The organism is Bifidobacterium pseudolongum subsp. pseudolongum DSM 20099 (assembly GCF_000771225.1).
Taxonomy (GTDB): domain Bacteria; phylum Actinomycetota; class Actinomycetes; order Actinomycetales; family Bifidobacteriaceae; genus Bifidobacterium; species Bifidobacterium pseudolongum.
The window spans coordinates 1-23,423 of sequence record NZ_JDTZ01000002.1; the positions used below are offsets into that span (position 1 = coordinate 1).

Below are 23,423 nucleotides of genomic sequence, written 5' to 3' on the forward strand. Positions count from 1 at the left end.
GAATGGGACGGCCGGTGTGCCACCAGCCGCTTCGTGGAGCTAAGGGGATTCGAACCCCTGACCCTCTCCATGCCATGGAGATGCGCTACCAGCTGCGCCATAGCCCCATTCGACTTGCTCAATCGAACCTGAGATAGGTTACATCATTTGCTCCCGAGACGCAAAAGACGGCGTGTCGCACTGTGTCGACACGCCGTCCGCATCCGGTTCTAGGCATGGAGCCCCAATGGTTCACTGCCCTGTTTGGCTGCCATCCTTGTGTTGGGTGGTGCCGGAATCCGCGTTGTCACCGCCTTGGGTGCCGTCAGCGGCACCGGAGTCGCCACTGTGCCCCGTATCGGATTCATTGTCGACCCCGGAGTCCGCGCCATTGCCCGTATCCGTATCGCTGCTGCCAGCGCCCGCCCCACCGTTCGGGTCATCGGCGCCGGCGCTCTGCCCATTGCCGGATGTGGCATCGGGTTGCTCGGTGGTGGCCTGCGGTGTGGGCGTGGGAGTCGTGGACGATTGCGACGAGGGTTGCGTCGGCGTGTCGGTCGGGCTGGGCGTGATCACCGGTTCCTTGTGCCGCGTGTCCTCGGTCGTCTCGGTGGGATGCACGATGTCACGCACCACGGAATCGGTGCCCTGCCCGTCGGTCAGCGCCAGGATGATGCCCGCGGTGGCGCCGACGGCCACAAGCGCGGACACGACCGCCACGATGATGGCCACACGCTTGTTGCGCGCGCTCATCGGCACCTGGGCGCCGGAGGCGTGCGCGGACGAAGCATGCGACGAGGAGACCGTTCGCCCGATGCGCGCTCCCCCGGTGTCATCCTGCACTGTGGGGATCCGCTGGGTGCTGTCGGTCCGCTCCCCCGCATCATCTGTGCCGTCCGCCGTATCGCCGGTGTGCTCATCCGCGGGGGCGAGCCCGAGCTGGTTCTGCGCGGCGTCCTGCAGCTTCTTGCTCGACGCGTCGATGACGTTCTTGTAGATCTGCGAAGCGGCTGTTGAAACGATCGACGCCACAGCGACGCCGATGACCGAACCGGCGATGCCGATCTTCGAAGACAGCAGGAATGACGTGATCGCCGCGAGCGCGCCCGCGAACAGTTGGGAGAAGGACAGTCCTTTGAAGAAGTTCTTCACTGTGCACCGCCCCGATTCACTCGCCCTGCGCCCGGGGCGCGCCGGGACCGTCCCATGCGGTGGTGTCGGCGCGCGCCGGGCCATGGTTGTAGTCGACGAGGATCCACCGGTCGTCTTCACCGATGCGCGCGTCGACGAGGCGTGTCCAGTGCGCGTTGCGCATCGAGGTGATGGATACGAAGTCGGGGAAGCGTTCGCCGATGCCGTACATCACTTGGATCGTGTTCTCGATCAGCGCGCCATGCGAGAAGACGAACAGATCGGTGTCGGGACCGGCGCGGTGCGACCAGTCACGCAACGCGTCCCAGCCACGGGTGCCGGCGTGCGTGTGGGATTCGGCGTGGTGGCGCATTTCACCGCCCAGACCGTGCGTCCACAAGTCGAAATCGTCGGGGAACGCGGCACGCAGTTCGTCCATGGACATGCCCTCCCAGTCGCCGAAGTGCCGTTCACGCAGCCGTTCGTCGACGTGCACGTCGAGTCCGAGCGGGTCAGCGAAGGCGTGCGCGCTCTGTTGTGCGCGCTTGAGGTCGGAGGCGACGACGAGCTGGCGTGCGGCGGGTTCGGGCGTGACGTACAGGTCACGCAACGCTCGGCCGGTCTGGCCCACCTGCCATCGGCCCGTCGTGTCGAGTGGGATGTCGACCCATCCTTGGATGCGGCCGGCCTTGTTGTACGCGGTGCGCCCGTGCCGCACGAGCGTGATCGAACGGACCTGCATGCTCAGCGCTCCGTGGACTGCGGTTCCTCGGGGTGTTCGAGGGGCAGTTCGATCTGCGGGCAGTCGCGCCATAGACGCTCCAGATGGTAGAAGTCACGTGCCTCGTCGTGCATGACGTGCACGATGAAGTCGCCGTAGTCGAGCAGGATCCATTGGGCCTCCTGCACGCCTTCGCGCGAGCGCGGCTGGCGTTTGCCGTCGTTGAGGAACAGGTCCTTTTCGATCTCTTCGGCGATGGCGAGCACTTGGCGTTCGTTCGGTGCGGACGCGATGAGCATGCCGTCGCAGATGCCGAGCGTGTCACTGACGTCGTAGGCCACGATGTCATGCGCCTTCATGCGGTCGGCGGCCGTGGCCGCGGTACGGATCGATGCGATGGATGATTCCAATGCTGTCATGCTGTTTCACGCTCCCAAGCTGGTTTCCAATGCTCTACATTGTGTTGTGTGTTCTCTGAATACACCATGGCGTCGTCCGGCACCTCGTGGCGGATGACCGACCCGGCGCCGCTCGTGACATGGTCGCCCACGGTCACGGGGGCCACGAAGAGGTTGCCGGCGCCGATGTGCGCACCGGAGCCGATCGTGGTGTGGTGTTTGTGCACGCCGTCGTAGTTGGCGGTGATCGTGCCGCCGCCGATGTTGGTGTGTTCGCCGAGGTCGGCGTCGCCCACATAGCTCAGATGCGGCACCTTGGTACCACGGCCGATGTGCGCCTTCTTCATCTCGACGAACGCGCCGGCCTTGGCTTCCTCACCGATCTCGTTGCCCGGACGCAGGTAGGTCCAGGGGCCGATGGTGGCGGCGCGGCCGATGTGCGTGTCCTGCACGCGCGAGCGTTCCACATGCGCCTGCGCGTCCACGGTGGCGTCGATGAGCGTCGTGTACGGGCCGATCTGCGCTTCGGCGCCGATCGACGTATTCCCCTGCAGGAAGCAGCCGGGCAGGATCACCGCGTCCGCTTCGATGCGCACATCGTCTTCGATCCACGTGGTCTGCGGGTCGAGGATCGTCACGCCTGCCCGCATCCAATGCTCGCAGACGCGCATGTTGTGCGCCTTGGCGAGCGCGGCGAGCTGCACGCGGTCGTTCACGCCTTCGACGCTCAACGGGTCCGGGGCCGCGAACGCACCGACCTTGCCGAACGCTTTCGCCTCCTTCAACGCGTCGGTCAGGTAGAACTCGCCCTGCGCGTTGTTCGCATCGAGGTGCGCGATCGCACGGGTCAGCACCTGCGCATCGAACACATAGACCGAGGTGTTCACTTCACGCACGGCCAGTTCGCTCTTGTTGGCGTCCTTCTGCTCCACGATCTTGAGCACATCGCCGTTGGAGCCGCGGATGATGCGGCCGTACCCGGTCGGATCGTCGAGTTCGGTCGTAAGCACGGTGGCACCGTCGCCGCTCACCACATGGTACTCGAGCAGTGCGCTGAGCGTGGCGGTGTCGAGCAACGGCATGTCGGACGCCGCGATGAGCACCGGCCCCTCCAACGGACCGTCGTGCTGCAACTGATCCATCGCGCATTGCACGGCGCGGCCGGTACCGGGAATCTCATCCTGCTGCACGATGCGCACACGCGGGTCGTAGGCGCGCGCTGCCTGCGCCACGTGTTCGGCCTGATGGCGCACGACCACGGCGAGGGTGGCCGGGCCAAGCGCGGCGACCGACGCCATGACACGTGCGAGGAACGTCTTGCCGGCAAAGGGGTGCAGTACCTTGGGCGTCGCCGAACGCATGCGCGTACCTTCGCCCGCGGCCAGCACGATAGCGGCGGTGACTGTCATGGAATCCTCCAAACATTATAGAAAAAGCGCCCGCTCCCACAGTGGAAGAACCGTGGAATGCGGGCGCTAGGCTCGCTCCCCCACCTGGACTCGAACCAAGACAAAGGGTTCCAAAGACCCGTGTGCTGCCATTACACCATGGGGGAACGGCGGGGCGAACCCGCCAAGTGTTTATTATGCCATACGCCCGGACTTTCCCGCGACACGGCCATGCCGGTCAGGGGCCTGCACGGCCGTCAGGCGAACAGGAACCCCTTGCCATGGTGCTCGGGGTAGGTGTCGAACAGTTCGGCGACGGAGCCGTCCTCGAACACGGCCTTGATGGCGCTCGCCAGCAGCGGCGCGATCGACAGCACGGTCAGCCCGTCCCAACGCTTCTCCTCGGGGATCGGCACGGTGTCGGTCAGCACCACTTCGCGGGCGCCGCAATTCTTGAGCCGTTCGACAGCGGGGCCTGAAAGCACGCCGTGCGTGGCGACGACGGTCACTGACTTGGCGCTGGATTCCTGCAGCACCTTGCATGCGCCGGCGATTGTGCCGGCGGTGTCGATCAGGTCGTCGACAAGCACGCAGTCCTTGCCCTTGACGTCGCCGACGACACGGTTGGCCACGGCCTGGTTGGGCCGGGTGATGTCGCGCGTCTTGTGCACGAAGGCGAGCGGTCCGCCGCCGAGGCGCTGCGCCCACTGTTCGGCCACGCGGATGCGGCCGGCGTCCGGGGAGACGACCGTGACATTGTCCAGATTGTTCGCGAACCGGTCGCGGATGTAATCGACGAGCACCGGCATGGCGATGAGGTGGTCCACAGGGCCATCAAAGAAGCCCTGGGATTGCGCGGCATGCAGGTCGACGCTCATGATGCGGTCGGCGCCCGCCGTCTTGAGCAGGTCGAACACCAGACGGCACGAGATGGGTTCACGGCCACGGTGCTTCTTGTCCTGGCGCGAATAGCCCAGCAGTGGGCTCACCGCGGTGATGGACCGCGCGGACGCGCGCTTGAGCGCGTCGATCATGATGAGCTGCTCCATGATCGCGTCGTTGACGGGGGCGCTGTGGCTTTGCAGGACGAACACGTCCGCGCCACGCACGGATTCGGTGTACCGCACATACATCTCGCCATTGGCGAAATCGTACGCCGTGGTCTCCAGGACATCGATGCCAAGCTGCTGCGCCACATCCGTGGCGAGCTTGGGATGGGCCCTGCCGGTAACGAGAATGAGGTTCTTATCAGGTTTGCCTTCGAGGATTGCGCTCACCGTATCTCCAAACGTCAGTTCGTTGTGGACGTGTCCCATAGTAACGGCGCCAGCTGACCGGCGCGGGCGCTTACGCGCGTCGGAAATCCGCTATGAGGCGTGGTAGAGGCCGTGCTTGCCGATGTACTGCACCACGCCGTCGGGCACGAGGTACCACACCGGTTCGTCATGGGTGGCGCGCCGGCGCACATCGGTGCTCGAAATGGCCAGCGCGGGGATTTCGAGCATGTCGACCTTGCCTTCGGGCAGGGGGTTCGACGCCGCATAGCCGGGCCGGGTGACCGCCACAAAATGCGCGATGTCGAACATCTGTTCGACATCCTTCCATTGCATGATCTCGGCGACGGCGTCGGCGCCGGTGATGAAGAACAGGTCCGCGTCCGGGTACAGCGCCCGCAGGTCACGCAACGTGTCGATCGTATAGGTGATGCCCGGGCGGTCGATGTCGACGCGTGACACGGTGAACTTCGGGTTCGACGCGGTGGCGATGACCGTCATCAGGTACCGGTCCTCGGCGTTCGTCACATGTTTGTCGAGTTTGAACACCGGCCGGCCCGTCGGCACGAAGATGACCTCGTCGAGGTCGTAGACCCACGCCACTTCCGACGCGGCCACAAGGTGGCCGTTGTGGATCGGGTCGAACGTGCCGCCCATGATGCCGACGCGCGAACGCTCATGCCAATTGCCGCGGGCGGAGCGTTTGCCGGGCGCCGAGATGATATGCGCGGGCGCCTGGGCCGCCGACAGTTCCGCCATGCGCCGCGGCTGGCCGTGCTCACTCACCGGACACCCCGGCTTCGTCGGCGAGCGCGTCGAATTCGCCTTGCAGCGAGCGGATCGTGTCGGCGTCCGATTCGCCTTCGGAGTCGATGCGCCCCATGTCCTCGTCCCATTCGTCCTGCACGACACGGCGGATCTCCGCGAAGGTCGGCAGCAGGAACTTCGGCTGGAACGTGCGCCGCACATGCGCCACGCGCTCCGTGATGCGGATGAGTGTGTCGGTCATGCCGTCGATGTCGGCCTGCTGTTCCATTGTGCGGAAGCGGTCGATGTACTCCTCCATGAGGGTGACCTGGCCGAGCGCCTCCTGGTATTGCTCGTCGGTGACGGCGATGAGGTCGGGCGCGTCCTCCTCGGGCCAGCCGATGAGCACCGCGTCCGCGTATTCGAGCGACGCGCGCTGGGCGGCGGTGGCGATGCCGTCCTCGATCTGCACGAGGAACACGTAGCGCACGAGGCTGAGCCGTTCGGAGACGATCTTGAGCACGCTTGTGCGCTGCTCCAAGTTGACGCCCCACGGGTTGGGCATCACATGGTCGTTGACGCGCACCACGGGCGATGGGCTGGACTGGCCTGCGACGCCGCTCATGCGCGCACCTGCCCGGTGCCGTAGCCGATCCACTTGGTCGTGGTCATCTCCTGCAGTCCCATCGGGCCGCGCGCGTGCATCTTCTGCGTCGAGATGCCCAGTTCGGCACCGAAGCCGAACACGCCGCCATCGGTGAAGCGGGTCGAGGCGTTGACCATGACGACCGCGGAGTCGATGTCTTTCGTGAAGCGTTCGACCGCGCTGTAGTCCTCGGCGAGGATCGCCTCGGTGTGGTGGGTCGAATACGTGTTGATGTGCGCGATCGCGTCGTCGATCGAATCGACGACGAGCACGCCGATCTCGAGGGCGAGGTATTCGGTGTCCCAATCGGCCGCGTCGGCTTCGAGCAGTTCGATGTCGCGGATGTTCGCCTCGCCGATGATGCGGTATGAGACTCCGTCGGCGTGGATCGCCACATGCGCGTTGGCGAGCGCCTGCGCCGCCATCGGCAGGAACGCCTCGGCCACGTCGCGGTGCACGATGAGTTTTTCCGCCGCATTGCACACGCCGACGCGCTGCGTCTTGGCGTTGAGCAGGATCGGGATGGCCTTCGTAAGGTCGGCGGAACGGTCCACGTAGATGTGCACGTTGCCGGCGCCGGTTTCGATGACGGGCACCTTGGAGTTGCGCACCACTGCCTGGATGAGGCGCGCACTGCCGCGGGGAACGAGCAGGTCGACATGCCCGCGCGCCTCCATGAGCGCGGTGGCGCCTTCGCGCCCGTACGGGTCCACGGTGTCGACGAGGGCCGCGTCGAAATGCAGTTCGGCGAGCACGTCCTTGACGATCGCCAGCGTGGCCGCGTTGGTGCGTTCGGCCGCGTGGCCGCCGCGCAGCAGGGCCGCGTTGCCGGATTTGATGCACAACGACACCACGTCCACGGTAACGTTGGGGCGTGCCTCATAGATCATGCCGATCACACCCATCGGCACGCGCACCTGCTGCAGGCGCAGGCCGTTGGGGGCTTCGAACCCGCGCACAACCTGCCCCACCGGGTCGGGCAGCATGGCCACATGGCGCATGTCCTGCGCCGAGGCCGCGATGCGTGGCACGTCGAATTTGAGCCGGTCGAGCTTGCCTGCGTCCATGCCTTCGTCGAACGCCTGGCTCATGTCGAGCGCGTTCGCCGCGGCGATTTCGTCAGCGCGCGCGTCGAGCGCGTCGGCGATCGCCGCAAGCAGCCCGTTCTTCACGTCGGTCGTGGATTTCGCCAGGGCGCGTTGCGCCTGCGCGGCGCGGTCGGCCATCGCGCACACCGCTTCGAACACGCCGCCAGACACCTGATTCGTCTCTTCCATCGCTGTAGTCGTCATATCTGTGAGGATAGTGGATGAGCCATACAGTCGCATGCGGCGTCACGGAACGTGGGACGCGCGCCCGGCGCGTCCCACAGCACGGACGTGCGGGCCTGCGCTGCCCACTGATACGGCTAGACTGGGCTGCGCAAGCAATCCGGCACATTTCTAGTTCGGTAAGGACCATTCGCAAGTGACTACTTTCCACAGCACGCGCGGCAGCACCGACGCGCTCACCTCCAAGCAGGCCATCCGCAAAGGCATCGCCGACGACGGCGGCCTTTTTGTGACCGATCAACTCGGCGAGACCACGGTCGACATCTCCGCACTCGCCGGCAAGTCGTACCAGCAGATTGCGTTCGATGTGCTCAGCGTGCTGCTGCCCGACTTCGGCGAAGACGAGTTGAAGCAGTGCATCGCCGAAGCATATGGCAGCCAATGGTCCGATGAGCGCATCACCCCGGTCAAGCCGCTCGGCGACGACTATGTGATGGAACTGTTCAACGGCCCCACATGCGCGTTCAAGGATGTGGCGCTGCAGATCCTGCCGCGCTTCATGGCCCGCACCACGCCGGCCGACGGCGACGCGGACGAGAAGATCATGATCGTGACCGCCACGTCGGGCGACACGGGCAAGGCCGCGCTGGCCGGGTTCGCCGACGCCCCCGGCACCGGCATCACCGTGTTCTACCCGCAAGGCCGGGTGAGCCGTGTGCAGGAGCTGCAGATGACCACGCAGACCGGCTCCAACGTGCATGTGTGCGCCGTCAACGGCAATTTCGATGACGCGCAGTCCACGGTCAAGGAGATCTTCGGCGACCAGGAGCTCGCCGGACGCCTCGCCACGGATGACCATGTGGTGCTGTCGTCGGCGAACTCGATCAATGTGGGCCGATTGGTGCCGCAGGTCGTCTACTATTTCTCGGCGTATGCGCAGCTGCTCGAATCTCAGGTGATCAATGTGGGCGACGGCGTCGATTTCGTCGTGCCGACCGGCAATTTCGGCGATGTGCTCGCCGGATACTACGCGAAGATGCTCGGCCTGCCGGTGCGCCAGCTCGTTGTGGCCTCCGACAAGAACAACGTGCTGTTCGACTTCCTGACGACCGGCACCTACAACCGCAACCGCCCGTTCTACGAGACAATCTCGCCGTCGATGGACATACTCATCTCCTCGAACCTGGAACGCATGCTGTATTACATGGCGGACAAGGACCCGCGCCTGATCACCTACCTGATGAACGACCTGGCGCAGTATGGGGCCTACGAGGTGCCTCCGCAGCTGCTCGTGCAGATCCGCCAACTGTTCGCCACCGGCTGGGCCGACGAGGACCAGGTGCGCCAGATGATCGCCGAATGCTGGCGCGACAACCGGTACGTGATCGACCCGCATACCGCGTGCGGCTATTTCGTGATGCGGCAGATGCCCGCCGATCCGGGCACACCGCGCGTGCTGCTGAGCACCGCGAGCCCCTACAAGTTCCCGCGCGTGGTCAATGAGGCGCTGGGGCTCAAGTCCGACGGCACCGATTTCGAATGCATGGACGAACTCGCGGCCGCCACTGGCACCGAGGTGCCCGCCATGCTGCGTGGACTGGAAAGCGCCGATGTGCGGTTCCGCGACTGCGTGGAGGTCAGTGACATGGCCCACTACGTGGAGCAGTGCGCCGACCGCCTGTAACCCGTTGAGGCTATGGCTGGGGCCCATCACCACACCGGTGATGGGCCCCAGCCATAGCCTCATCCGTCGAGTGGGCGCGGCGCTTGCGCGAAATCGGTGATCGTCCCGTGCGCGGCCTGCTCGATGCTCGGCCAGACTTGCGCCGACGACGCGTCGTACACACCCCACACCCGCATGCCGGCGCGCACGGCCGACCGGACGCCGGCGAGCAGATCCTCGAACACTGTGGCCGCATGGGCCGGCACGCCGACACGTGCGGCGGCCTCCAAGTAGATGTCGGGGTGCTCCTTGCCCCGCCCCACGTCGTCGACGCCGACGATGGCGTCGAACATGCCGAGCATGCCGACATGCCTGAGGGCCGGCGCGCGCAATCCGGCCGGCATCGTCGTGGCCACGGCGAGACGGGCGCCGGTGTCTTTGAGGTAACGCAGGTAGTCGAGCGCATGCGCCTTGGGCCGCACGACGCTCGTATACGCGTCATGCGCCATGCGGTCCCATTCGTCCATCAGCTCGTCCTCGGTGTCGTCAAGCCCGAACCGGTCGATCGTATAACGCGCGATGTCACGGAACTGCATCGCCGTGACGGTCTCCATATAGTCGTCGGGCACCGCGATGCCGCGCTTCGCTAGGAACGCGGCATCGATCTGGTCCCAGACGCCCATCGAGTCGAGCAAGGTGCCGTCCAGGTCGAAGATCGCGGCCTTGCCGAGGTTCTCGTCAGTCGTCATGCGCACTGCCTCCTGGTTCCGCCCCCGTATGGCCGTCGCCCAGGCGCGACGCGTCGAGCAGTTCGCGCGCATGCTCGAGCGATGCGCGTGTCGTGTCGCCGGCGAGCATGCGCGCGATCTCCTCGACGCGCGCCTGCCCCTGTACTTCGTGCACACTCGTGCCCGTGCGCCCCCCGCCATCGGTGCTTTTGCTCACCACGTACTGGCGTTGGGCCCACGAAGCCACTTGCGGCAGATGCGTGACGACGATGACCTGCGCATGCCGGGCGAGGCGCGCCAAGCGCCGTCCGAGCTCCACCGCGGTGCGCCCGCCCACACCGGCGTCGACCTCGTCGAAGATGAACGTCATCGGCGCGCCCTGCTCCCCCGGCGCGCCATGGCCCGCCGCGGACAGTTCGAGCGCGAGCATGAGCCGGCTCAGTTCGCCGCCCGACGCGCTGGAACCCATCGGCATCGGCTCGGCGCCCGGGAACGGCGTGAACAGGAACGCGATGTCGTCGGCGCCGTGCGCGTCGAGCGCGCCCTCGCCACTGCGCGGCTGCACGCGGATCGAGAGCGCCGCGCCGTCCATCGCCAGTTGCCCGAGTTCGTCCGCGACCGCCTGGCATAATGCGCGGGCGGCTTTCTGGCGCCTCTTGGTGAGCCGTTGCGCCGCACGCATCGCCGTGGCGGCGCGCGCGTCGCGTTCGGCGCGCAATTGGGCGAGCCGTTCGGGTGAATCGTCGAGGTCCTCGAGTTCGAACCGTGACCGTTCGCGCCATGCGAGCACGTCGGCGAGCGTCGGCCCCCACCGGCGCGTCAGTTCGTCGAGCTCATGGATGCGCCCGTTGAGCGCGTCGAGTTCTTCAGGGCCGCCTTCACTGTCGAGCTGCCGCGTCAACGTGAACACCACATCGGCGAGCTCGGTGCCCACGGCGTCCAACCGGTCGGCGCACTGGCGCAGCCCGTCGTCGAATCCGAGCGCGCGCAGGGCGTCGGCGGCGCGCTGCACGAGCTCGCATGCGCCGGGCAGCTCCATGCCGTCGCCGTTCTGGGCGGCGTCGAGCGCGGCAAGCGCTTGGGCGACACCGGCGTTGACCCGTGCGGCGTTTTCGATACGGCTGCGGCGCGCCTTGAGGTCGTCGAGTTCGCCGGCCTGCGGGTCGACGCGGTCAATACGCGCGATCGATTCGCGCAGATAGTCCGCTTGCTGGCGCATCGACGCCTCCTGCGATTCGATCCGATGCAGATGGTCGTCCGCCTCACGGTAGGCGGCATAGGCGCGCGCGTAGGCATGGAGCAGGTCGTCGTCGGCGGCGTAGCGGTCCAGGAACGCGCGTTGTCGGGCCGCGGTGGCGAACCGCAACTGGTCGGCCTGCCCGTGGACGGTGATGAGTTCGGCGCATACCTCGCCCAGTAGCGAGCGCGGCACCGTTTTGCCACAGAGGACGGCGCGTGAACGGCCGTGCGCCGGCACAGTGCGTGCGAGGAACACCTCATTGTCCTCGGTGCCGATGCCGGCGTCGTCGATCAGTGGCGCGGCCGGCGAATCGGCGGGCAGTGTGAAGATCGCCTGCGCCCATGCGGCCGTCGCGCCGTTGGCGACGCGCGTGGGGTCGGCCGGGGCGCCGCAGACCATGTTGAGTGCGGACAGGAGCATGGATTTGCCGGCGCCGGTTTCACCGGTGATCGCCGTCATGCCGGCGTGGGGGGTGATGGTTGCGGTGTGGATGGGCCCTAGGTCTCGCAGTTCGAGTTCTTCAAGCAAAGTGGGGTCACCGGTTCCTTGTGTGAGGTGTGTGGGGTGTATGACGATGGGCGGGGTCAGGCGACGTAGTCCGGGTCATCGGCGTCGCCCTGGCCGCGCAGCGACGTGTTGGCCCCTGTGGCGTGGCGGTCGCGCCATCCGACGACCGGCAGGTTGAATTTCGTGACGAGCCGGTTGGTGAACGGCGCGTCCGACAGGCGTGCCAAGCGCAGGCGTGCGGCCGATTGGCGGATGGCGACGCGCGCGCCTTTGGGCAGTGCGTGCTGGCGGCGCCCATCGCAGCAGATCCATCCTTCGGACGTGGAATCGTCGTCGATGCGCAGCGAGAACGAGGAGTCGGAGCCGATGACGATTGGACGGGCGAACAGCGCATGCGCGGCGAGCGGCACCATGAGCAGGGCCTGCACGTCGGGCCAGATCACCGGGCCTCCGGCGGAGAACGCGTAGGCGGTCGAGCCGGTGGGCGTCGAGAAGATGACACCGTCACAGCCGAACGAGCTCATCTCCACACCGTCCACGCCAATCGACAGCTCGACCATCTTGCCTCGGTCGGCGCGTTCGATCGTGATGTCGTTGAGCGCCCAGTCGCGCAACGGTTCGAGCGCACCGGGCAGCCAGACGTCCACATGCGCGATCATGCGCTCGTCGATGTTGTAGTCGCGTTCGGCGATGCGCCGGATCGCGTCGTGGATCTGGAAGCTTTCGAATTCCGCCAAAAAGCCCACATGGCCCATGTTGATGCCGATGATCGGCACGTCCGTGCAGTGCACGAGTTCGGCGGCGCGCAGGATCGTGCCGTCGCCGCCGAGGACGACGACAATCTCGGTGTCTTCAGGCACACGCTCGCACGGCTGTCCGAATTCGGGCACGTCGAGCCGGTCGATGACCTGCACGTCGAACCCGGCCTCCTGCAGTTGCCCGACCGTGCCCTGCACCACGTCCCCCCGGTGCATGAGACGCTCGTGTGTGACGACAATGACATGCCGCGTTGTGGTCATGGCCGCTCCGTTTCTCGCGTGGGTGTACGCCACCATGGTAGTCGACGCCTCGTATCGGCCAACCCCATGCCGGGGCCCAGCGATGCGCGAACAGGCGCCGTGAAGTCGCTCGTGGCTTTACAATGGCTACGTAAGAACACATATCGTGTACACGGCATTGACGGGGAGGCAGCATGGCGAATCTCCTGTTCGACGAATCGGCGTCGAACAGCGACGCTTCACAAGGCTATGCCTGGTGGTTCTCGGGCGACACGTTCGAGAAAGCCGCCGCCGAGGAACGCAAACCGATCCGGCGCTCGCTGAGCTACCGGATCAACTCGCACCCCGGACGGTTGACGATTATTTACTTCGTCGTGCTGGTAAGCCTGTCCACGTCGCTGCTGCTCCTTCCCATCTCCACACAGGAGGGCCAGTCCACGTCGTTCTCCACCGCGTTCTTCACCGCGGTCAGCGCGCTGTCGACATGCGGCATCTCGATCGTGAACACCACAAGCCACTGGTCCATGTTCGGCCAGGCGGTGCTCATCATCGCCGTGCAGATGGGCGGTCTGGGGGTCATGACCTTCGCCTCGCTCATCGCGCTCGCCGTCAACCACCACCTCAAGGCCATGCAACGCCTGCTGACGGCCTCCGAGCTCGGCACCAACAAGCTCAGCGAGATCCGCGGCGTGCTCACGGTGGTGCTCACCACCACGTTCGTCATCGAGAGCATCACGTTCATCGCCCTGTTCCCCGGCCTGCTCCATGTGAACAAGGGGTCGGTGGGGCATTCGCTGTGGGAGTCGCTGTTCTTCGCCGTCATGGCGTACAACAACGCGGGCTTCACCCCCGACGGTGCGGGGCTGTACGTGAACAACTGGGCTGTGGGCATGCCGATCATGCTCTCCGCGTTCTGCGGCACGCTCGGCTTTCCCGTCATCCTCAACATCTTCCGTTGCACACGCCGGCACCAGCCGCCCAAACGCTGGAACCTGCACACCAAGGTCACCCTCATCACCACGTTCGCGATCGTGCTTGTCTCGCTCATCTGGTTCCTGGCTGTGGAATGGGACAATCCGGCGCTGTTCAAACACGCCGACGTGGAGACGCGCATGCGGCGCGCCATGGTGGCCGCGGTGATGCCACGCAGCAGCGGCTTCGACCTTTCATGGGTGCCGCAGGTGAGCGAGGCGACAAAAGTATTCATGAGCTTCGTCATGTTCATCGGCGGCGGCAGCACCTCCACGGCCGGCGGCATCCGAGTCACGACCTTCGCCGTGATCCTGCTGGTGTGCAAGGCCGCGTTCACCGGGCACAGCGATGTGAACGCGTTCCACCGGCGCATCCACACGCATGTGATCATGACGGCCGTCAGCATCACCACCGCGTGCTTCGCGCTCGTGCTCGTGGCCTCGATGTCGCTCATGCTCATCACCGACGCCTCGTTCAGCCACGCGCTGTTCGATGCATGCTCGTCATTCGGCCTGGGCGGCTATTCGGTGGGTGTGGCGCAGGAAGGCAGCGATGCGGCGCTCTACGTGCTCGCCGCGACGATGGTCGTGGGGCGTTTGGGCCCGATGACGCTCGCCTATGCGGTGAGCCGACCAAAACAACTGGAGGTGGTGCGCTACCCCACCGACCAGATCGTGGTGGGCTGACAGGCGGCCATGCACACACGCCAATGCCAACCGATCGTTCTTCATCATCATTCACTCGCAACTTGCAGGAGGTAACCATGGCGGACAACCGCAGTGTACTTGTGGTGGGACTCGGCCGTTTCGGCAGCGCGGTGGCCACCACGCTCGACGCGATGGGCCAGGATGTGCTGGCCGTGGACCGCGATCCCGAGCTCGTGAACCGCTGGTCTTCGCAGATCCCCACCGTGCAGGCCGACATGACCGACGTGCTGGCACTCGAACAGCTCAACGCCGCCGACTTCGACACCGCGGTCGTGGCGATCGGCGACAGCGTCGAGGCGTCCGTGATCACCGCCGGCAACCTGCTCGACGCCGGCATCTCCGACATCTGGGCCAAATCGGTGTCGAAGGAGCACGCGCGCATCCTGCAGCGCATCGGCGCACGCCACATCATCAACGCCGAAACCGATGCGGGCAAGCGTGTGGGGCATCTCGTGTCGGGCAACTACCTCGACTACATCGAGCTCGAAGGCGCGTACAACGTCGTCAAGATCCACACGCCCGCGCAGTTCGTGGGCTATACGATCGGAGACGCGAAGATCCACGACCGCTATGGCGTGACGATCGTCGGCGTCAAATCGCCGGGCCATGAGTTCCAGTACGCGTCAAACGGCCTTGAGCTGCACCGCAATGACGAACTGATCATCATGGGCAAGCAGGACCAGATCGACCACTTCATCCGCGGCTGAGCCAGCCGGCTTCAGGCACGGGCCCGCGCATACATGAGGTATTCGATGTTGCCGTGCGTGCCTTCGATCGGCGAGTCGGCGGTCGCCACAACATCCAGCCCGCACTCACGCGCGCATCGCACGACATCGTCCAACGCGTGTGCGCGTAGCTGGGGGTCGGTGACGATGCCGTGTTTGCCAAGCCCTTGCCTACCGACTTCGAACTGCGGTTTGACCAGCATGACCACCGACGCGCCTGGTGCGGCGATGCGCGCGACGACCGGCAGCACATATGTCAGCGAGATGAATGAGACGTCCGACACGACCATCTGCGGCACGAACGGCAGGTCCTCCGGCCCGACGTCGCGGATATTGACGCCGCTCATCTCCGTGGTGCGCGGGTCGGCGGCGATGCGCGCATCGAGCTGCCCATGGCCCACGTCGAGCGCGATGACGTGCCGCGCGCCACAGCGCAGCAGCACGTCACAGAACCCGCCGGTCGACGCGCCGATGTCGAGGCAATCGAGGCCCGCGGGCGGCCGCAGACCGTGGGATGCGAACGCGCTGAACGCGCCGAGCAGCTTGTAGGCTCCACGTGAGACGTAATCGTCGGCGCCATGTATCTCGACGTGTGCGCCGTGAGGCACGGATGCCGACGGTTTGCGCACACACACGCCATCAACGAACACCGAGCCGTCGCGGATGAGGCGCTGCGCTTTGGCGCGCGATGGCGCCAGCGCACAACGCGCCACGTATGCGTCAAGCCGTTCCATCCCCACCATGGCCGCCGGTCAGTCGTCGAGATGGAACTGCGGCAGGGCGATGCCCGCGGCGTCAATGCCATTGTCCATGCGGTCCCAGATGAGCGCGCATGCGGCGCGCAGCGCGTCGACGCTCGTCGTGTCGCTGACACTGACGGCGCCGTCGCGCCATGTGGCGGTCATGCCACCGCAACGCCAGTCACCATCCGCGAGCCGTTCGACACCCGGGTGGGGCACATTCAGTCCACGCAGGTCACGGGCGATGTACGTGGGGCGCAATGCGGCCGGGGCGCACATGAGGAGCCGTTCGTCGGTCACGCCGGTGAGCACGAGCAGCGAATCATAGCCGCCGCGGTTGCCCGCTTCGATGTCGGTGTCCAAGCGGTCGCCGATGGCGAGGCTCTGCGCGACCGACACCATCCTCTCACCGTCATGGGCGGCGAGCATGCGCGCCTCGTCATACATCGCCGATTCGGGTTTGCCCGCCGAGGCGATCGGTTCGACGCCGGTGGCGTTGATGACGGCCTGGATCATCGAACCGCATCCCGGCGCGATGCCCTGCTCACGGGGAATCGTGAGGTCACGGTTTGTCACGAAATACCGGGCTCCCGCCTCGACCGCATACGCGGCTTCGGCCATCTGCTGCCACGTCATCTGCGGATACCAGCCTTGGATGACCGCGGCCGGGTCATCCTTGGCGTCTTCGACGATGACCAAACCCTGCTTGGCCACTTCGTCACGCAAATGGTCGGCGCCCACCACGAGCACGCGTGAGCCTACGGGCACATGGCGCGCCATCATGCGGGCGGCGACGACCGACGAGGTGATCACCTGCCACGGCTGGACTTCCAGACCGAACCCATGGAGCTGGCCGGCCACCACGCCCTGCATGCGCGAGGAGTTGTTCGTGGTGTACTCGATCGTCATGCCGAGCCGCTCGGCCTCGGTGATGCTCGCACTGGCGTGCGGCACCGGCTGCTTGCCGTAATAGACGACGCCGTCGAGGTCCAGCAGCGCCAGACGGTAGGACTCACTGAGCGCGGTCGTGGTGGCTTTCAGCACGTTGGGTCACTCCGTTTCGCTGTCGATCTGCTCTTCGTCGTCGCCGATCTGGGCATCCTCATCGTTGAAGTCCTCAGCGACGTCGGTCAGGTCGGGGTCGGCCATCACGCCTTCCTCGTCACGACGTTCGTTGCGTTCCTCCATCTCGGCGGGTTCGATGTCCATGGCGGCGCCTTCGCGCTGCTCCTCTTCCGGCAGGCGCGTCTCGTCGTCCATGTTCACACCGTCCTCGTCGTCGAATGGCGCGTACTGCGCGTCATCCTCGGTCACGCCGAGCTTGGCCTGCAGGTCTTCGGGCAGATCCTCCACGTCGTAGTCGACCACGAAGTCATCGCTCGTCTCATCCTCTTCGATATCGGCGTACTTGGCCTCCAGGTCGTCGATGAGCTCATCCATCGCCACGGCCTCGTCGGAGCGGCCGGCCTGCTCGAGGAAGTACTGCTCGGCCTGTGCGGCGCGCATGCGGTACTCCCCCGCCAAGCCCTTGGCGTGCACGAGTTTCGACGCGACCTCGATCGCCTGGTCCCACATGCCCAGATCGGCGAGCGCGCCGGCGTACACGAGGAACATCTCGGCCTTCGGTTCGCCGGTCAGGTGCTTGGCGTCGTCGGACAGCGCGATGTCGATCGCCTTCTTGGGCTGTTCGAGCCCACGCTCGCAATCCGCCATGAACGGCAGGTAATCCAAGTAGCCGTTCATGCGGAACGCCGTGCGGAACTCGCGCAACGCGAGCTTGTAGTCGCCGTTGCGGTAGGCCACCATCGCGAGCGTCTCGCGGGCGAAATCGATGCGCGACGCCTGCTTGGCCACCCACTTGGCGTGCTCGAGCGCCGCCTTCGGGTCGTCGGCCTCAAGCGTGTACGCGGCCAGGATGTGCAGGCCGATGTTCTCGGCATGCTCCTTCGACAGTCCGCGCAGACGTTCGCGCTCGTCCTTGCTCAGCATGTTCCATTCCAGACCCTTGGGCATGACCGGCTCACCCGGACGACGGTCGGTGTAAGGGTTCTGCGAGGGGAAGCTGACCGTGCCATCGGAGTTCTTGCGCGACTTCGACATGTACTCACGGCGCTTGTCGTCATGGTGGTTGAAGCGGTCCCCACGGCGGTCGTCATGATGGTTGTTGCGGCGGTCATCACGACGGAAATCCCTGCGGTCGCCATCACGGCGTTCGCCCTCGCGGTGGAAGTCACGGCGTTCGCCGTCACGGCGGTCATCACGACGGAAATCCCTGCGGTCGCCACGGTGGAAGTCACGGCGCTGGCCGTTGCCGTGGTTGTTGCGGTTCCTGCGGTCGCCCGAACGGTAGCCGCGCGACCCGCCCGACTCGCCGTCGCGGTGGAAACGCTGGCGGCGTTCGCCGTCCTGCCGGAATTCACCGCGTTCGCCGTCGCGGTGGAAGTCGCGGTTGCGGTGCTGGGAGCCGCTGCGGTGGAACGATCCGCCGCCTTGGCCCTTGCGCTGGCCGTAGCCCTTGCGCTTGCCGGAATTGTTCGACCCGTACCGGCGGTTCGACCCGTGTGATTGATGCTGGGATCCGCGTTCGTCTGCCATTCTATGCCCTTTGCATTCGAGAGGCGGGCCGTGCGCCCGCCTCATCCGTTCTTATGTCTTCAGTGTAATCGCTCGCCGGCGCCGACGCGGCGCATTGGGGCGATAGCGTAAACTCAGCCGAGCTCCACCACGCCAAGCGCCTTCTTGCCGCGGCGGATGAGCGCGAACCGGCCCTGCAGGAAGTCATCGGCGCCCAGCAGACGCTCCTGGTCCTCCACGCGCGCATTATTGAGATACACACCCCCCGAAGCGATTGTCTTGCGCGCTTCGGATATCGACTTGAACAACCCGGCACGCACACCGGCCTCGCTCACACGCTCACCGGCCGTGGCCGTGGCGAAGACCTTGGCTCCCTCTTCGTTCTCGACCTTGAGGCCGTCGAGCGCCGCTTCGAGCGTGTCCATGCCAATGGCCGCCAGGTCGCCGCCGCGTCCGAAGAGCGCCGCGGACGCCTCGATGGCCTGCCGTGTGGCGTCCTCGCCGTGCACGAGGCTTGTGACCTCCCATGCGAGCACACGCTGGGCCTCGCGGGCGCCCGGGTTCGTGGCGGTGCTCTCCATGAGGCGTTCGATCTCCTGCTTCGGCAGGAACGTGAAGGCCTTGAGCAGGCTTTCCATCTCGGCGTCCGGGCGGTTGATCCAGAACTGGTAGAACCGGTACGGGCTGAGCATCGTGGGGTCGAGCCACACGGCGTTGCCTTCGGACTTGCCGAATTTCTTGCCGCTGGCGTCGGTGATGATCGGACTGGCCATGACGTTCACATTGACGCCGCGCACCTTGTGGATCAGGTCGAGGCCCGACGTGAGGTTGCCCCACTGGTCGGATCCGCCGAGCTCGAGCACGCAGTCGAAATTGTCGTACAGGTGCAGGTAGTCGTTGCCTTGGAGCACCTGGTAGCTGAACTCGGTGAACGATATGCCCTCCTCCGAATTGAGGCGGCGTGCCACGATGTCCTTGGAGAGCATCGTGCCCAGACGGAAGTTCTTGCCCACGTCGCGCAGGAAATCGATGACGTTCATCGACGCCGTCCAGTCGTAGTTTGAGACAAAGCGCACCGGGTTGGCGCCGTCCTGCACGAGCACTTCGCCGATCTGTGCGCGCAGGCGATCGCACCAGCCGGCCACGATGTCCTTGGAGTTGAGCACGCGCTCACCTGACTGGCGCGGGTCGCCGATCAGGCCGGTGGCACCGCCCACGAGCGCGATCGGGTGGTGCCCGGCCGCCTGCAGGTGGCGCATGATGATGAGCTGCACGAGGTTGCCGATGTGCAGTGACGGCGCGGTGGGGTCGAACCCGCAGTAATAGGTGATCGGATCTCCATCGAGCGTCTCTGCGAGTCGTTCCCGGTCGGTCGACTGGGAAATCAACCCGCGCCATTCCAATTCATCCAGTACCGAATCGAATCCGGCTTCCTTGTAATCGATGACGTGAGCCATGCCTAATGTTCTCCTGAATCTGACGTATGTCTACGCGGGGCGCGTGCATAGCACGGCCCCGGCCGGTTCCCAGTGTCGCACGGCTCGCAGACACTCACCGGCCTTTGCCGTGGGGTTTTGCGAAGCGGTCGGGCGAGAACGTCTCGGCGGTCGCGCTGATTTTGTCGGCGGCGGTGACGAGCCAGCCTTCCACATGGCGCGGTGGAACCGGCGTGAGCGGGAACATGTGTGTGCGGATGCTGTTGGCCACCACGTCGTCGATGGCGAAATCGGCGCGCGCATTGCGTTCGGCCGTGACCGGGTGCCTGAACCCATGCCAGCGGTGTGTGCCGTTGTCATACTCGTGCCAGTCGTACAGGAAATAGTCGTGGAGCAGGGCGGCGCGCACCAGTGAGCGCAGGTCCACGCGCCGCCACAGGCGCAGGCGGTCGGCGAACCACACGGCCAGACGCGCGACGCGCACCGAATGCTCGTAGGTCGTCACGTTGCCGTGCTGGTACGCGCGGCGCTCCACCTCCATATGCTCATGCGTCAGGATGTCGGCGCCGTAATGGCGCACGATGCGGTCGATCGCGCGTCTGCTGAGCACGACTCCCCCTGCCTGCGCACACGGATTGCGTCCGGTGTGGCGGCGGTATGCGCGGCCGCCGCCACACCGGACGCGTCACGCCTGGTCGGCGTCGTGCAGTTTGACAATCGCCTCGGGCGAGACATACGCCGTGCCGTCGCTGCTCGCGTGGAAATACGTGCGCAGCTGTTCGACAGCGGATTTGGCGGAGACGATCTGCTCGCGCACGCGGGTCGGCGCGGTGCCGCCCTTGCCGGCGCGCGCGGCGACCGAGCCTTCGGTGGAGAGCACTTCGCGCACACCCACGGCCTGTTCGGCGGGCAGGAATTCGCGGAACACCTCGATGAAATCGTCGTCGGTCAGGTCCCACAGCTCTTCGCCGCGGCCTTCGGCGATCTTGACGCATGCGCCGGAAAGCTCATGAGCGTGGCGGAACGGCACGCCCTGCTTGACGAGCCACTCGGCAATGTCGGTGGCGAGCGCGAAGCCGGTCGGCGCCTCGGCCTCGAGACGGGCGGCGTCGAAGGTCATCGTGGCCACCATGCCGGTGAACGCAGGTAGCAGCACTTCGAGTGTGTCGACCTGATCGAACACGGCCTCTTTGTCTTCCTGCAAATCGCGCGCGTACGCGGTGGGCAGGCCTTTGAGCGTGGCGAGCAGGCCGGTCAGGTCGCCGATGAGGCGGCCGGCCTTGCCGCGCGCGAGTTCGGCGATGTCGGGGTTCTTCTTCTGCGGCATGATCGAGGAGCCGGTCGAGTACGCGTCGTCGAGCCGCACGAAGGCGAACTCCTGCGTGTTCCAGATGATGATCTCCTCGGCCAGGCGGCTGATGTCGACGCCGGCCATAGCCGCGACGAACGAGAACTCCGCCACGAGATCGCGGCTCGCGGTGCCATCGATGGAGTTTTCGGTGACGGTCGTGAACCCCAGTTCGCGTGCCACGGCCACCGGTTCGAGGCCGAGCGTGTTGCCGGCGAGCGCACCGGAGCCGTAGGGACTCGCGTCAATGCGCCGGTCCCAATCGCGCAGGCGGTCCACGTCGCGCAGCAGCGGCCACACGTGCGCCATGAGCTGGTGCGCGAGCAGCACGGGCTGGGCGTGCTGCATGTGGGTGCGGCCGGGCATCACGGTGCGACCGACTTTGAGGGACTGGTCGATGAGCGCCATGCACAGGTCGAGCAGTTGGTTGGCGATGACGCGCGACTGGCGGCGCAGCCACATGCGGATCAGCGCGGCGATCTGGTCGTTGCGCGAACGGCCGGCGCGCAGTTTGCCGCCCAGCTCGTCGCCGGCGATCTCCAGCAGGCCGCGTTCGAGCGCGGTCGCTTCGTCCTCGTCGTCCTCGACCGGTGCGAACGCGCCGGTGTCCACGCGGTATTGCAGCTCGTTGAGCGCCGCTTCCATGCGCTGCAGCTCGTCGGAGGTGAGCAGTCCCGCGCGGGCCAAGGCACGGGCGTGTGCGCGCGAACCCGCGATGTCGTCGTCGGCCAGACGCCAGTCGAACTGCGTGGATTTGCTCAGCGCGGCGAGCTCGGGCGACGGGCCGGACGAGAACCGCCCGCCCCACAATGCCAGATGCTCCCCTTCGTGCGTGGTGCCCTCGGTCATGGTTTCCTCTCTTTCCCGGTGCCTTGCCGGCCGAAAAAGGGCGGCCGCGCGCGGCTCGTGCCGCGGGCGCGCCGCCCGTCTGTTCGCGCAGCGGATGCAACCGCCTGGTGATGTGCCCTACTCTACGTCGTTGTCCGGAACTTCGATGCCGTTGCCGAACTTCACGTCGCGCGCCGCGGCCACCTTGGTGGGCAGGCCGTAGATCTCGATGAAGCCGTTCGACGCGTTCTGGTCGAAGGTGTCACCCGAATCGTAGGTGGCGAGGTTGTAGTCGTACAGCGAGCTGTCGGAACGGCGTCCCACCACCACTGCGCGGCCGCCGTGCAGCACCATGCGGATCTCGCCGTTGACGTACTGCTGGGTGTCGTTGATGAACGCGTTGAGCGACTTGACGGCCGGGGAGAACCACTGCGCGTCGTAGACGAGCTCGGCCCAGCGCTTGTCGATGTCGCGCTTGATGCGGTGCTGTTCGCGTTCGAGGCACATGTTCTCGAGCTCTTCGTGCGCGGTGATCAGCGCGATCGCGCCGGGCGCCTCGTAGAGTTCGCGCGACTTGATGCCGACAAGGCGGTCCTCGATGAGGTCGACGCGGCCGATGCCCTGGGCGCCCGCGCGGCGGTTCATCTCCTCGATCGCCTGCAGTGGGGTCACGTCGCGGCCGTCGATCTTGACCGGCACGCCCTGCTTGAATTCGATGACGACCTCGTCTTCGACCGGCGGGAAGTCCGGGTCGTCGGTGTACGAGTAGCAGTCCTTGGTGGGCGCATTCCACGGGTCCTCGAGGAAGCCGGTCTCAATGGCACGGCCCCACACGTTCTGGTCGATGGAGAACGGGCTCTTCTCGGTCTGCACAATCGGCAGGTCGTGGTCGTTGGCGTAGGCAATCTCCACGTCGCGCGTCAGCGACAGGTCGCGGATCGGGCTGATCGCCTTGAGTTCGGGGTCGATCGACTGGATGGAGACCTCGAAGCGCACCTGGTCGTTGCCCTTGCCGGTGCAGCCGTGCGCGATCGTGTCGGCGCCGAACTGGTGTGCGGCGCGCACCAGATGCTTGGTGATCAACGGGCGCGAGATCGCGGAGACGAGCGGGTACACGCCTTCGTACATGGCGTTCGCCTTGAGGGCCTGCATGCAGTATTCGTTCGCGAACTCGTCGCGTGCGTCCACGATGTACGCTTCGACGGCGCCGCACGCGAGCGCGCGTTCCTTGATCGTCTCGAGGCTTTCGCCGCCCTGGCCGACGTCGAGCGAGACGGCCACCACGTCTTTGCCGGTGCGGTCCTTGAGGTACGGGATGGCGACGGAGGTGTCGAGGCCGCCGGAGTACGCGAGCACAATACGGTTCTTATCGCTCATGTCTTGCCTTTCTTCAGGTGCGATA

Annotated in this window: 21 protein-coding genes and 2 tRNA genes; 3 read left to right on the forward strand and 20 right to left on the reverse strand. The window is 65.9% G+C overall.

The features are described from left to right. Nucleotides 1-34 precede the first annotated feature (34 nt). From OU02_RS00065 to OU02_RS00110, 10 genes are all read right to left on the reverse strand, one after another. Nucleotides 35-107 (reverse strand) — tRNA-Ala (locus tag OU02_RS00065). 124 nt (nucleotides 108-231) lie between these two features. Continuing rightward, nucleotides 232-1,131, reverse strand: a complete 900-nt coding sequence (locus OU02_RS00070; RefSeq protein WP_033488234.1) for a hypothetical protein — start codon at nucleotides 1,129-1,131, stop codon at nucleotides 232-234. A gap of 16 nt (nucleotides 1,132-1,147) precedes the next feature. Beyond that, the gene (locus tag OU02_RS00075) at nucleotides 1,148-1,852 is read right to left on the reverse strand and encodes a histidine phosphatase family protein (RefSeq protein WP_080720459.1); all 705 of its coding nucleotides are present in this window, start codon (nucleotides 1,850-1,852) and stop codon (nucleotides 1,148-1,150) included. A gap of 2 nt (nucleotides 1,853-1,854) precedes the next feature. Continuing rightward, nucleotides 1,855-2,250, reverse strand: coding sequence for a ribosome silencing factor (gene rsfS / locus OU02_RS00080; protein ID WP_033488235.1), 396 nt, complete (start codon nucleotides 2,248-2,250; stop codon nucleotides 1,855-1,857). Continuing rightward, nucleotides 2,247-3,638: a bifunctional UDP-N-acetylglucosamine diphosphorylase/glucosamine-1-phosphate N-acetyltransferase GlmU gene (glmU, locus tag OU02_RS00085; protein WP_033488236.1), complete on the reverse strand. Its 1,392-nt coding sequence runs from the start codon at nucleotides 3,636-3,638 to the stop codon at nucleotides 2,247-2,249. The genes rsfS and glmU overlap by 4 nt, the downstream gene beginning before the upstream one ends. Nucleotides 3,639-3,713: 75 nt before the next feature. Continuing rightward, a tRNA-Gln gene (locus OU02_RS00090) sits at nucleotides 3,714-3,784 on the reverse strand. A 90-nt stretch (nucleotides 3,785-3,874) separates the two neighbouring features. Continuing rightward, nucleotides 3,875-4,933 (reverse strand): ribose-phosphate diphosphokinase, encoded by a 1,059-nt coding sequence (locus OU02_RS00095; protein ID WP_051918203.1) that lies wholly within the window; start codon nucleotides 4,931-4,933, stop codon nucleotides 3,875-3,877. Nucleotides 4,934-4,984: 51 nt separating this feature from the next. Then, entirely contained in the window at nucleotides 4,985-5,650 is a 666-nt protein-coding gene (gene nadD / locus OU02_RS00100; protein ID WP_033488501.1) for a nicotinate-nucleotide adenylyltransferase, read from the reverse strand. Nucleotides 5,651-5,669: 19 nt separating this feature from the next. Continuing rightward, nucleotides 5,670-6,203, reverse strand: a complete 534-nt coding sequence (locus OU02_RS00105) for a hypothetical protein (RefSeq protein ID WP_033488502.1) — start codon at nucleotides 6,201-6,203, stop codon at nucleotides 5,670-5,672. Between the two features lie 56 nt (nucleotides 6,204-6,259). Beyond that, nucleotides 6,260-7,576, reverse strand: coding sequence for a glutamate-5-semialdehyde dehydrogenase (locus tag OU02_RS00110; protein WP_051918201.1), 1,317 nt, complete (start codon nucleotides 7,574-7,576; stop codon nucleotides 6,260-6,262). A gap of 175 nt (nucleotides 7,577-7,751) precedes the next feature. On the opposite strand from OU02_RS00110, the gene thrC reads away from it, so the two are divergent. Then, complete coding sequence (gene thrC, locus OU02_RS00115) at nucleotides 7,752-9,239, forward strand: threonine synthase (protein WP_033488239.1); 1,488 nt, start codon at nucleotides 7,752-7,754, stop codon at nucleotides 9,237-9,239. Nucleotides 9,240-9,298: 59 nt separating this feature from the next. Here thrC and OU02_RS00120 read toward each other — a convergent pair whose 3' ends face one another. From OU02_RS00120 to OU02_RS00130, 3 genes are read right to left on the reverse strand one after another with little or no spacing between them, the layout of a single operon-like run. Further along, on the reverse strand, nucleotides 9,299-9,967 hold the full coding sequence (locus tag OU02_RS00120) for an HAD family hydrolase (RefSeq protein WP_033488240.1): 669 nt from the start codon (nucleotides 9,965-9,967) through the stop codon (nucleotides 9,299-9,301). Beyond that, nucleotides 9,957-11,714 carry a DNA repair protein RecN gene (gene recN / locus OU02_RS00125; RefSeq protein ID WP_051918200.1) on the reverse strand — a complete coding sequence of 586 codons (1,758 nt, stop codon included), beginning with the start codon at nucleotides 11,712-11,714 and terminating at the stop codon, nucleotides 9,957-9,959. The genes OU02_RS00120 and recN overlap by 11 nt, the downstream gene beginning before the upstream one ends. Nucleotides 11,715-11,770: 56 nt before the next feature. Beyond that, nucleotides 11,771-12,712: an NAD kinase gene (locus OU02_RS00130; RefSeq protein ID WP_033488241.1), complete on the reverse strand. Its 942-nt coding sequence runs from the start codon at nucleotides 12,710-12,712 to the stop codon at nucleotides 11,771-11,773. 173 nt (nucleotides 12,713-12,885) lie between these two features. Here OU02_RS00130 and OU02_RS00135 point away from each other — a divergent pair, with 173 nt between their 5' ends. Together OU02_RS00135 and OU02_RS00140 are read left to right on the forward strand one after the other, a co-directional pair. Beyond that, a complete protein-coding gene (locus OU02_RS00135) occupies nucleotides 12,886-14,349 on the forward strand; it encodes a TrkH family potassium uptake protein (protein ID WP_033488242.1) in 1,464 nt (487 codons plus the stop codon). Nucleotides 14,350-14,426: 77 nt separating this feature from the next. Further along, complete coding sequence (locus OU02_RS00140; RefSeq protein WP_033488243.1) at nucleotides 14,427-15,077, forward strand: potassium channel family protein; 651 nt, start codon at nucleotides 14,427-14,429, stop codon at nucleotides 15,075-15,077. 11 nt (nucleotides 15,078-15,088) lie between these two features. Here OU02_RS00140 and OU02_RS00145 read toward each other — a convergent pair whose 3' ends face one another. The 7 genes from OU02_RS00145 to OU02_RS00175 form a co-directional block, all read right to left on the reverse strand. Further along, nucleotides 15,089-15,829, reverse strand: coding sequence for a TlyA family RNA methyltransferase (locus OU02_RS00145; RefSeq protein WP_033488244.1), 741 nt, complete (start codon nucleotides 15,827-15,829; stop codon nucleotides 15,089-15,091). 18 nt (nucleotides 15,830-15,847) lie between these two features. Beyond that, nucleotides 15,848-16,879, reverse strand: a complete 1,032-nt coding sequence (locus OU02_RS00150; protein ID WP_033488245.1) for an HAD-IIA family hydrolase — start codon at nucleotides 16,877-16,879, stop codon at nucleotides 15,848-15,850. A 6-nt stretch (nucleotides 16,880-16,885) separates the two neighbouring features. Next, nucleotides 16,886-18,430 (reverse strand): hypothetical protein, encoded by a 1,545-nt coding sequence (locus tag OU02_RS00155; protein ID WP_033488246.1) that lies wholly within the window; start codon nucleotides 18,428-18,430, stop codon nucleotides 16,886-16,888. A 113-nt stretch (nucleotides 18,431-18,543) separates the two neighbouring features. Further along, nucleotides 18,544-19,866, reverse strand: coding sequence for a tyrosine--tRNA ligase (tyrS, locus tag OU02_RS00160; RefSeq protein WP_033488247.1), 1,323 nt, complete (start codon nucleotides 19,864-19,866; stop codon nucleotides 18,544-18,546). A 94-nt stretch (nucleotides 19,867-19,960) separates the two neighbouring features. Next, on the reverse strand, nucleotides 19,961-20,455 hold the full coding sequence (locus OU02_RS00165) for an HD domain-containing protein (RefSeq protein WP_033488248.1): 495 nt from the start codon (nucleotides 20,453-20,455) through the stop codon (nucleotides 19,961-19,963). Between the two features lie 75 nt (nucleotides 20,456-20,530). Further along, on the reverse strand, nucleotides 20,531-22,042 hold the full coding sequence (gene argH / locus OU02_RS00170) for an argininosuccinate lyase (RefSeq protein ID WP_033488249.1): 1,512 nt from the start codon (nucleotides 22,040-22,042) through the stop codon (nucleotides 20,531-20,533). A 117-nt stretch (nucleotides 22,043-22,159) separates the two neighbouring features. Further along, the gene (locus OU02_RS00175; protein ID WP_033488250.1) at nucleotides 22,160-23,398 is read right to left on the reverse strand and encodes an argininosuccinate synthase; all 1,239 of its coding nucleotides are present in this window, start codon (nucleotides 23,396-23,398) and stop codon (nucleotides 22,160-22,162) included. Between the last annotated feature and the right edge of the window lie 25 nt (nucleotides 23,399-23,423).

What these genes read in the sequence shown, in the direction of transcription:
- OU02_RS00175 (WP_033488250.1), bottom strand. Translation starts at nt 23,398, where the DNA reads ATGAGCGATAAGAACCGTATTGTGCTCGCGTACTCCGGCGGCCTCGAC.
- OU02_RS00145 (WP_033488244.1), bottom strand. Translation starts at nt 15,829, where the DNA reads ATGGAACGGCTTGACGCATACGTGGCGCGTTGTGCGCTGGCGCCATCG.
- OU02_RS00110 (WP_051918201.1), bottom strand. Translation starts at nt 7,576, where the DNA reads ATGACGACTACAGCGATGGAAGAGACGAATCAGGTGTCTGGCGGCGTG.
- nadD (WP_033488501.1), bottom strand. Translation starts at nt 5,650, where the DNA reads ATGGCGGAACTGTCGGCGGCCCAGGCGCCCGCGCATATCATCTCGGCG.
- OU02_RS00075 (WP_080720459.1), bottom strand. Translation starts at nt 1,852, where the DNA reads ATGCAGGTCCGTTCGATCACGCTCGTGCGGCACGGGCGCACCGCGTAC.
- OU02_RS00140 (WP_033488243.1), top strand. Translation starts at nt 14,427, where the DNA reads ATGGCGGACAACCGCAGTGTACTTGTGGTGGGACTCGGCCGTTTCGGC.
- OU02_RS00105 (WP_033488502.1), bottom strand. Translation starts at nt 6,203, where the DNA reads ATGCCCAACCCGTGGGGCGTCAACTTGGAGCAGCGCACAAGCGTGCTC.
- glmU (WP_033488236.1), bottom strand. Translation starts at nt 3,638, where the DNA reads ATGACAGTCACCGCCGCTATCGTGCTGGCCGCGGGCGAAGGTACGCGC.
- tyrS (WP_033488247.1), bottom strand. Translation starts at nt 19,866, where the DNA reads ATGGCTCACGTCATCGATTACAAGGAAGCCGGATTCGATTCGGTACTG.
- rsfS (WP_033488235.1), bottom strand. Translation starts at nt 2,250, where the DNA reads ATGACAGCATTGGAATCATCCATCGCATCGATCCGTACCGCGGCCACG.
- OU02_RS00095 (WP_051918203.1), bottom strand. Translation starts at nt 4,933, where the DNA reads ATGGGACACGTCCACAACGAACTGACGTTTGGAGATACGGTGAGCGCA.
- argH (WP_033488249.1), bottom strand. Translation starts at nt 22,042, where the DNA reads ATGACCGAGGGCACCACGCACGAAGGGGAGCATCTGGCATTGTGGGGC.
- OU02_RS00155 (WP_033488246.1), bottom strand. Translation starts at nt 18,430, where the DNA reads ATGGCAGACGAACGCGGATCCCAGCATCAATCACACGGGTCGAACCGC.
- OU02_RS00120 (WP_033488240.1), bottom strand. Translation starts at nt 9,967, where the DNA reads ATGACGACTGACGAGAACCTCGGCAAGGCCGCGATCTTCGACCTGGAC.
- OU02_RS00130 (WP_033488241.1), bottom strand. Translation starts at nt 12,712, where the DNA reads ATGACCACAACGCGGCATGTCATTGTCGTCACACACGAGCGTCTCATG.
- OU02_RS00135 (WP_033488242.1), top strand. Translation starts at nt 12,886, where the DNA reads ATGGCGAATCTCCTGTTCGACGAATCGGCGTCGAACAGCGACGCTTCA.